Here is a 9,989-nt window from a genome sequence, read left to right on the forward strand (position 1 = left end):
TCATACATCACCTCTTAATCAGGTGGTCAAATTCACTATGCCACTACACTCATGATACTTATTTGCAACAGAGCCTGTATAAGTTAAGAGCGGCAAGCTGCGCGAGTCAGCACTGAGTGCAATATGTTTGCTTACGCTCCTTATGTTGTACTCAGCACTCGACCTTTACAGTAATATTGCAATGATACCTGTCACCAGCATTGATCTAAATATGACGCTGTATGTAGTTTAGGTCCAACATATGAGCCGTAAGAGGAAAATTCGTAGCGATGTCTCATAAAAAAATGGAAGACATGCTATAAGCGAATATTGAACATACGGCTGAGAGCTTAAACATATCACCATTCCAAGTGATACTGAAAAATAGAGGGTAAAAATGGAAAATAAGACTTTAGATCTGGACGCAGCCAATAAAAAATTGTCAGAGCTAATGAAAGAGTTGAAATCACTTGAACGTGATTATGATGACGCTTTAACTCTTTCTGCAGACAATCTTGGTAACGATGACCGTATAGAACAGTTCAGGGATGATAAGGTTATGGAAGCGTTACAGCGTGTTCAAAGAGTCAAAGTAGAGGTTGCGTCCCAAGTAGAGTTAGTTGCATAACTAGCAGCCAAGTATTAATTAGTATAACACCACGAGGATAAATTTGAATATTGATGAATGGGTGTGCATTGAGGACGGTGAGGATGATTGCGTGATTGAACGGTTTGAAGTTCGAGTCAAAGGTGAGAAGCCGTTAGTGATTAATAACCCATCTTTTTCAAAATTTATCTTTTGAATAAAAATTTAAAAGGATAATGTTGAATTATGATATGTAATAATATAAACCTTCTGGCTTTGATGAGTTTGTTGTGTGTATCAGTTGTCATTCATGCTGAAACTCAGTACTCATGGCATTACCGTGACGGGGATGTTGTTCCTCAACAAATTCGAGAAAAATTGGCAGAAAAATGCAAATCTGATGAAGCTATTTATAAGTTAGCTAATGCAAATGAGAATGGCGATTTTGATGAAGCTTTTGAAGAGTTCAAGCTGTCGATAGAATGCATTTCATCACATGGTATTGATTTCCCATCGCTTAAAGGCAATAGCAATACGGTTAATAATTTCTCAAAATCAGAATAGTTGACATGAATTACTTATATTTTGTTGAGCAAGATGATTGAATTTATTGATCTAAAAGTTTTTCTGACGAAAGAAAAAACTTTAAGACCCTGTAAATAATTCTGTGTAACTGTCGGGGTTACATGTATTCAGTGAGTCGGTCTTCGAACATAATCATAAAGCGGTTTAGAGCTTGTCGCCAGTTTCTAATCGGCATCGTCCACTTCTTGGAAGCATCTCGGATAGCCAGGTAGATCACCTTTCTAGCTGATTCATCCGTTGGGAAGAGCTTGCGCTTCTTGATCGCTTTTCTAATAACGCTGTTGAGGGATTCAATGGCGTTAGTCGTGTAAATCGCTCGGCGAATATCCTCTGGGTAGTTAAACAGGGTGTTGAGGTTGTCCCAATGTGTTGTCCAGGAGCGACTGATTTGAGGATACTTACTATCCCATCGGTCAGAGAACTGCTCTAGAGCCAGCAGTGCCTCATCTTCTGTGGCTGATTGGTAGATTTTCTTCAGGTCAGTCGTCACCGCTTTGTAGTCTTTCCAAGGGACGTATTTGACCGAGTTTCGCACCATGTGGACGATACAGAGCTGTATTTGCGTCTCTGGGAACGCAGTGTTAATGGCGTCAGGAAAGCCCTTGAGTCCGTCAACGCAAGCGATAAGGATGTCTTTTACCCCACGGTTTTGAAGCTCAGTCAGCACGTTAAGCCAGAACTTGGTCCCTTCCGTTTCAGAGAGCCACATACCGAGCAGTTCTTTTTGGCCTTCCATGTTGACGCCCAACGCAAGATAGACGGCTTTGTTGATGACTTGCTTGTCTTGACGCACCTTAACCACGATGCAATCGAGATAGACGATAGGGTAAATTTCGTCGAGGGGTCGCGACTGCCATTCAATCACTTGCTCAAGCACCGAGTCGGTGACTTTTGATATCAGCGTTGGCGAGACATCAGCATCATACATTTCCTTGAACGTTGCGACGATTTCACGTGTGGTCATGCCTTTCGCGTAAAGGCTCAATATCTTGTCGTCCATGGATTGGAATCGAGTTTGGTGCTTGCGGACGAGTTGAGGTTCAAAGCTCGCTTCACGGTCGCGAGGGACGTCGATATCGACCTCTCCATCATCGGTGATGATTGATTTACCCGAGTAGCCATTGCGGGAGTTGGAGCTGGTTCTTGATTGGTGTTTTTGATATCCAAGGTGCTCATCGAGTTCAGCGTTTAACGCCGTTTCAACGGTCACCTTGGTTAACATTTTTCGGAAGTCATCAAGATCAGATTCAGTCTTAATTGACTTTGCTGCTTCACGAGCAAAAGCTTCAAGTGCTTTCTTATCCATATTGTCCATCCTTAGCCTTTAAGGCTTAAGTTTAGACAGTTACACAGAATTCGGGACACTCTCAACTTTAATTCGCGATGACTATCTTTGACCTTTTGCTAAAGATGCATTTGCAGGTGTCACTTGGATTGATGTAATTACTGGGCGTTGTTGATCAAATCAGCTTGAGCAACAATGCCATATACGACTAGCCGTTAGTTTCTGACGGGCATACCTAGTCCTATGACTTTGTTTATAGCTTTGACATTCGCCATGATTTCCCCCACTTGAGCGTTGTAACATCTCAAGCTCAATTTAAAAGGTAAGGAAGCTTAAAGTTTGTTTACCTTTGAAAGAGCGAGTTAATTTGAAGGTAATTCAATCCGTCATGTCTAGTTTGTTGTAGTGTTGTTTCTGAATTGATGCGCTAGCGTTGCAGCGTTTTTCAAGATAGTTGTCACTGGTTGCTTGTTAATTAAGCAACTTCTTTTTCTGGATTTAGATGAACGTCACCAACTGGTTCGCAGTTTCTGATTTCTCCTGACCAACGTTCAGGATTTTGCTCTCGGCGTACCTCTAGGACCGCCGCTCTTTTTTGTAAGAGCTCACTATCTTTACCCGCATGTCTTTCTGATGGCGTCACGTAGTTCAGTCCTCGATGTTTATGCTCATTGTTGTACCACTCTACGAACCTGTCTACCCAAGCTCTGCTATCTTCTAAGCTTGCAAAGCCTTTCGACGGCCAACTCGGGACGTATTTTAACGTCCTGAACAACGATTCTACATAGGGGTTATCATCGCTCACTCGTGGGCGACTGTAAGACGACGTCACACCAAGCTCTTCCATCTTGGCTTTCATCGTTGAAGACTTCATCGCACTCCCGTTATCCGAGTGAAGCACAAGCGCTTGATTAAAGCATTGCTCTCGCATGAGCGTTCGCTGCAAGAGCTGAGACGCTTTTTCACCACTCTCTTGCTCATAGACTTCATAGCCAACGATTTTTCGACTGTAGATGTCTTCAATAAGGTACAGATAGTAGTGCTGGCCTCTCACCGCGGCTGGTAAGTAAGTGATATCCCACGTCAGCACCTGTTTCGGTGCTGTCGCAGTATAGCTGCTCGGCCTTGCCACTTTCTTACGTGCACGTTGACGTCCTCGCTGCTCAACCTGACCTGCCTGTCTTAAGGTTCGATAAAACGTAGACTCTGAGCCTAAGTAAACTCCCTTATCAAGTAACGTAGGGACGATTTGTGTTGGAGGAAGGGCGGCGTATTCAGGCGCGTTGCATACGTCCAATATGGCTGACCTTTCTTTATCCGTTAACTTATTAGCTGGTTCTGGGCGAACGACCAGTGGGCGCTGATCTTCTTGGACTTCTCCGCCTTGATACCACCTTCGATATGTTCTTAGGTCGATTTCCGTTTCCAAGCATGCATTCGGCAGACGACTGCCGTTGTCGACCGCTTCATGTATAAGACTTATCAGTTCTTGCCTTTCACTGGTTGACGTTAATCGACCTCGTCCTCTTCCCCGTAAAAGGCTCTCAGCTTTTTTCGCAGAACTAATAGCGTACTGGTTTCGGCTAAGGCTTTCTCTTTATATCGAAGCTCTTTTTTCAGAGCTTTGATCTCTAGTTTGTCCGCTCGAGACTGCTGTTTCGCTTCAGCGTCTTTTTCCTTCGATGACCTAAAACCGTGTAAACACTCTTCACGCCAAGTGTGAATCTGCTCTGGGTAGAGCCCCTTTGAACGACAGTACGTACTGAGTTCATGCTCGGTCATCGTGTAGGTTTCAGCAACGACAGCGAGCTTCGTTTGTGCAGACCATTGTTCTGGCGATGTTTTCTTACTAGGCACTGCGGTCCCTTTATCTCTCAATGTTTTACGCCAATTGTACAGTGTCGCTTCAGGGACGCCTTCTTCTTTCGCCACTTCCGAAATGGAGCGAGGATATGGCGGCAACAGTTTCTTGAGTATGGCTTCTTTTCTTTCCGGAGAATAACGAGACAAATGAATTCTACTTACGCTCTAACTGGTTAATTTTTAACAGTGACAACAATCCTGCCAGAGGGGGGTTGTGAAAGTCTTGCTGGGATTAGAATGTGGGGTTAATTGCGCGCTTACCATTTGAACTAGACTCCCCACGAGATCGCGAACCGGCGGCTATGCCGCCGGTTCAAAATAAACCTGCGCACTTGCATAAAAATCAAACAATAATAAATGTAAATTACCACCTTCTTTAGAATGTGGCTTTGTGTGAGCCCTCTAAAAGGGGACATAGGTATGAATCTAGATTTAGCATTACAGTCTCACTTAGCTTATTCGTTACTAAGTTTATGACGTCGTTAAAAAGCAGAAGCTAAGCAAAGCCATTGAGTTTGTTGAAGAGCTACAATTTCTTTACTTCAGTTAGCTTCTGATAAATACGGAACAAACGTAAACAGCTTTGATATTAAGGCATAGCCGAAATGAATGCTAACCACCTACTGCAGTAGGTGGTTTAGGGCTAACAATAAAAAGGGAATCTATGAAACTATCTCCATTCGTCCTGTGGATCAGCGCGGCACTTGTCAGTCAATTTGCGCTCGCCGACCAGTCGGCATTAGTGCCACTCGGTGAACACGTTAAAAACCAGTTGTATAAGATGCAACACTTGGCCAACGATCCAAGCAATGTTGTGATCGGCAAAGAAGAGCGTCGTTATCTGCAATATCAAGGTAAACAATATTGGCTCAACCACGAAAATTTTCCCAAGTTTCCGCTGTTCAACACCAATGGAGAATACAACACCGCTTTCCCTTTCGTGAATGAAGATTGGGAATGGATTTCGTACAATGGTGGGTTCTATTTGCAGCATAAAGAACTTGGTGTAATGAATCTTGATGACTCAGGCTGCTTTGTTGAGTACATTCCCGCAGCCCGAGGATCTCAACGCCCAGATGGCAGCTATGCTTGGAAAAATGAAATGGTTATGCGCACCGTAACCAGCGGCTGTGGCGATTTGTCAGTACCCGAAGTCACTGAGTTAAAAGCCGCGTCTGTTTCTGATGTGGGCGTACAACTGGTGTGGAACAACCCAACGGATGCGGAATACAAGATTGCCCTGACATCGCGTCCGCAAGGCGAACCCCCGATCACGGTAAACTACACCGCTACCGGTCCTAATTTTTACATTGCCCATTTAACTCCGGAAACGCAGTACGAGGTTGAGTTAACAAGTTGTAATATTCTCGATTGTGACAGCCAATCGATGACGTTCACCACTTTGCCTGTACGTCTGGCCTACAATGACACACGCCAAGCGGATAACCACCTCTCAGGCAATCTCTCTGCACACGTAAACTTTGCGCAAACGCATACAAGTGTGACACCCAATACCAACACGGAGAATCGCCGGCCGGAACTGGTGATGTCACGCAATGCGTTGTTGCTGATCACTCCTCAAGCTTATTCGACCAACCACCTGTGGTTAGAAATCCTGCAAGACGGCGTAGTGGTCGATAAGGTAGCAATGAATCCACCTACAGCGCAGCCCGCCACCGATCAAGTCGCAGCCGATCGTAGCACAGTCGTGTTCTCACACCATGCATGGAGCACCCCAATCAACTGGCGTTGGATGCAGCCAGGTCTCTCGCTGCGTTTAACCGATAACTTTGGTCGCATCGGAGAGCTTGCTGAAACAGATTTGACCTTTGGCGGAGCACCAGAGCTGGTCATCAATAACATCGACATTGGTATGTTAACGCCTCCGCGCAATCAATACAGCATGATCAAGGAAATGCATAAGCTTGCGCCGGATTATTTCCAAAAAATCCCTGCGTCTAAACTGGTAATGGTGGATTATACACCATTGCACCTGACAAAAGTGACATTGCCAAACGGCAAAGTTTACACTGAGCGTAGTGACGATAAAGGTGGAGTGTACGTTGGCGATATGCGTGGTGCCATTGGTAAGGCGCTGATTTCCATGGGCATCAACAACGCCAACTTTGGTATTCCGGATAGCGCCGGTATCACGGGAACCTATGCGCGACGCACTAACATCATTACCTCTCACAATAGTATTGGTGCTTACACCAACGGGATCGTAACTCATGGTTTGAGTGGCGGCGGCGGTATGGTGACGCTCCGCAACAGCACGGGTAATGAATGGTCACACGAGTTAGCCCACAACTTTGGCCGTGGTCATCACCCACATCTCGCCTCTATTCATGATGAGACGACCGGCTGGGGATGGGATGCTCTTTACAACCGCTTTATTGGCAACATGCTTTGGAAGGGTGAAGTCAAAACCATGGAATGGGCTGGTCAAATTGTTCCACCATTTGCAGGTGAGTTTACTTTTACCAATGATTCTCAAGCGGGGGGTAATACCGCATTTAACGGTCCAATCAGCAGTTATACCCATGATCATCCTGCAGGCACACTTAAAACCCAACAATGGTTGAATAGCTCTCAGCGTATCGACACACTGAGCCCAACTGGCTATAGCCGTTGGAATCAAGCGCAGCAACGCACAGTCGCAGCTGACGTTAATTTTACACCACCGATAGCCGCAGGTGTTCCTGTGGCGACAATCTTGGGCATCTACGATCCAACAGGGAAGTACCCAAGCCAAGTCTACCCACTGACCTACAGTAACTATGGTCACGTATTCGATCTGCCTGCACCAGAGCTCTATAATCACGACATACTGCAAGGCTGGCAAGATATCTCTACCCTAAGCCAAGCTGACAGACTGAATACTGAGTGGCAAACGATCCGGATTGATGATCAACAACAACTTCTTTGTCAGTATCAGACCAACGATCAGTTTAGCAACCGAGTCACTTTGATTGGTTACGAAAATGGCAACGTTTGTCAAACCTCGGACGACATGAAATGGCGTTTCGATAATGCGTGGCGCAAAATTTCTACCTCAGAAACAGATCAGTACCAATTACTCTCCAGTTTCTCTGCGGCAAGCGGACCTGTCACTTACCAACCGACACCAGAACTGGGTGAGCGAGAACTGTGTAGCTTAGCCACAGTAGGCGGCTCACATGACGGTGCTGGTTATGTGGAAGACGGCAAGTGTCGCCAACTTGATGGCATCAAGCACACCAACAACGCTATCTGGAGTTATGGTTTAAAACCCAACAATAGCAAAGTTCATGTGTTCAAAGCGAGTCGTCAGTGTCAGGTGGATATCGAGTTTGAAAATGGCACGACTCAAAGCATTGCGGTACATGGCGACCGATATGATCTTACCCAGAGCAATAAGTTCCACATTAATGTTGCTTTGGATAATCCGCCGAGCTTTGTCAGCGTGAGCTGCCAACAACTAAATGGTGAAAAAAAGCAACTCGACGCACTAGAAGTCGATTATAACCCGGCAATCGAAGCTTTGGTTGGACCGGTAATTATTGGTCAAGAATTTGGCTATCAAGCAAGTGAGTTAACAATACCATCTGGTTGGTTTAACGCACCAGAAGGGTTTGATCACTCTCAGTTGAGCAAAGTCGAACAAGCGAGCCTAGCAACACTGCGCAAAGGGGATGACAAACCCTATCTTTGCCGCTTCCCAATGTCAATCAACGAAAGCACAAAGATCGTCTATGGTTTCGTTGAGCAACAGAGCGAGGGAGGATATAAATGTACCGGAGGCAGTGAAATCACTGTACGTGATAGCCATGGTGAGCGCCCGATGCTCTCAGAGTTAAATCAGTTTGAATGGCTATCTTTGAGTAATCGCGAGCAAATTGGTGAGCTCGTGAAAGCCAAATCGGGTAGCGATGCCAATTTGTGTTCATTAAACCAACCAGGTACGTTGTACGGCGTAGGCTTTGTTAACCAAAGCGGTCAATGTGTCCAAGAGTCTGAAGTGTACTGGTCGAACGGGAGGCGTTGGGTCTTCTCCAACGGATACGTTCAGTACTCATATCGATAAACAACCATAAATAGGGGTTCTACGCCGGAACCCCAGATTTTTCCGTTATTCCAGTTTCAGATCAGCAATTAGCTCATCCAAATCAATAATTTTATTACTGTTTTGGAAGGTATAATGCCCGTTCAATCAAATGTGTTGTCAGGTCACGAGTGATATCTTGAATCAGCGGCATAGCCGCCTGAGTGAGCTACGCTCTATTGAATCATGACCAAAAAATCAAACATAACCAATTGAATTATCTTTGATTTAGGTCGTTCATTCAAAGGTAAGGAGACTTTTAGTTCCCTTATCTTGCACTTTATGGTAAAAAGATTTCCAAGCATCGTACTCAAGCAGTCCTTAATAAGCTGGTTGAATTGAGAGCCATAAGTGGCAGGATTAAGGAGAAATTCAACCTGTTGCAAACAACAATACTGCATAAGGGCGAACTCAAAATCGCCGAATTGAAATCTCCGTTCCCAGCTTCCTGCTTCCTGCTTCCTGCTTCCAGTTTCAAGAATAGGTCGTATTACTATGAATAAATATTTTAAATCTCTATTTGCAATAGTTATTTTTCCACTATTAATGCTATTAACCGGTTGTAATTCAGAAGGAGCTTTCAATTCTAAACCTCAGCCACCAGTAGACGCTGTGGTTGTTGAAATTACAGTAACACCCTCACCGATTTCGGTGTTAGTAGGTCGCACACAACAGCTGGTTGCGGTAGCTAAATACGATGATGGAGCCGAAAGTGACGTCAGTGATTCTGTGTCGTGGGATATTGTTGGAGACCCAACAATTGCAGAGGTATCCGCTTCTGGTTTAGTAACGGGAAACACTAAAGGTGACGCTGAACTCATAGCCCAAAAGGATGGCATCACCAGTGATACGGTAACTGTCACTGTGTGTGACTTAGCTGGTCCATGTATTGATATCTTCGATACAGGTAGTGGTAAGTTGTTTACCAATTCACCCTCAGAGGCCTACCTAGACAGCATTGGCGGTAGTGCTACAAACGGTACTTATACTGAAAACGGAACTTACGGTCCAGCTGGTGATTTTTACAAATTCAATTGGAATGACGCAAATGCACTGTGTGCTACCTACAACGCCAACGGTATCGGCGGACGAACTAACTGGCGCTTAGCAACAAAAGACGAGCTACAAGTGGAACTGCACGATACATATGGCAGAATGTTTACCTCGCGCGGCTGGCCGACCCTCATCAACTATTGGTCAGCTACACCTTATGGTTTGGACTATTACCTCGTGAGCCTCGTCAATGGTCGCGTCCGCAACTACGATCCGGGCAGCGCGAACTACGCATCCTGCGTCTCAAACCCTTAAAGTTGAGCGTTTAGAGTTTAACGTTTTAATTTTTGAAGTGCCAGAGTTACACCTGGCACTTTTAAAAGGGGGAAGATAAGTGAATATTGAAACTAAATTAGCATTGGTTGAAAGCAGTCAACGTATTGTTGGCATAAAAGAGGGGGATGTTTGTACGTTTCTATGAGCAATCACTCTTTGGTTGGCAGCAGTGGGTATCTAAACAGGATGTAGTGGTACTGTGAATTTGACCACCTGATTAAGAAGTGATATATGATCATCTCGATACTAAAACAGGTGACATTATGACTAAGTGTGAA

The 9,989-nt window shown here is 44.9% G+C and carries 6 protein-coding genes; 4 read left to right on the plus strand and 2 right to left on the minus strand.

Going from position 1 to position 9,989, the window contains the following annotated elements; genetic code table 11:
* The first annotated feature begins 376 nt into the window (after positions 1 to 376).
* Complete coding sequence (locus AACR11_RS09900; RefSeq protein ID WP_017818809.1) at positions 377 to 607, plus strand: hypothetical protein; 231 nt, start codon at positions 377 to 379, stop codon at positions 605 to 607.
* A 204-nt stretch (positions 608 to 811) separates the two neighbouring features.
* A complete protein-coding gene (locus tag AACR11_RS09905) occupies positions 812 to 1,129 on the plus strand; it encodes a hypothetical protein (protein WP_033002857.1) in 318 nt (105 codons plus the stop codon).
* A 118-nt stretch (positions 1,130 to 1,247) separates the two neighbouring features.
* Here the strand turns inward: AACR11_RS09905 and AACR11_RS09910 are convergent, their stop codons facing one another.
* Positions 1,248 to 2,456, minus strand: coding sequence for an IS256 family transposase (locus AACR11_RS09910; protein ID WP_017818811.1), 1,209 nt, complete (start codon positions 2,454 to 2,456; stop codon positions 1,248 to 1,250).
* A 454-nt stretch (positions 2,457 to 2,910) separates the two neighbouring features.
* A protein-coding gene (locus AACR11_RS09920; RefSeq protein WP_415857579.1) for an IS3 family transposase occupies positions 2,911 to 4,445 on the minus strand; the annotation gives its coding sequence in 2 pieces (ribosomal slippage) (positions 2,911 to 3,992 and positions 3,992 to 4,445; 1,536 coding nt in all).
* 517 nt (positions 4,446 to 4,962) lie between these two features.
* Here AACR11_RS09920 and AACR11_RS09925 point away from each other — a divergent pair.
* The gene (locus AACR11_RS09925) at positions 4,963 to 8,364 is read left to right on the plus strand and encodes a M66 family metalloprotease (protein ID WP_017818814.1); all 3,402 of its coding nucleotides are present in this window, start codon (positions 4,963 to 4,965) and stop codon (positions 8,362 to 8,364) included.
* 513 nt (positions 8,365 to 8,877) lie between these two features.
* The gene (locus tag AACR11_RS09930) at positions 8,878 to 9,690 is read left to right on the plus strand and encodes an Lcl domain-containing protein (RefSeq protein WP_017818816.1); all 813 of its coding nucleotides are present in this window, start codon (positions 8,878 to 8,880) and stop codon (positions 9,688 to 9,690) included.
* Positions 9,691 to 9,989: the final 299 nt, after the last annotated feature.

Origin of the sequence: Vibrio sp. L85 (genome assembly GCF_963871815.1) — a bacterium.
In the GTDB taxonomy this organism is placed as follows: domain Bacteria; phylum Pseudomonadota; class Gammaproteobacteria; order Enterobacterales; family Vibrionaceae; genus Vibrio; species Vibrio harveyi.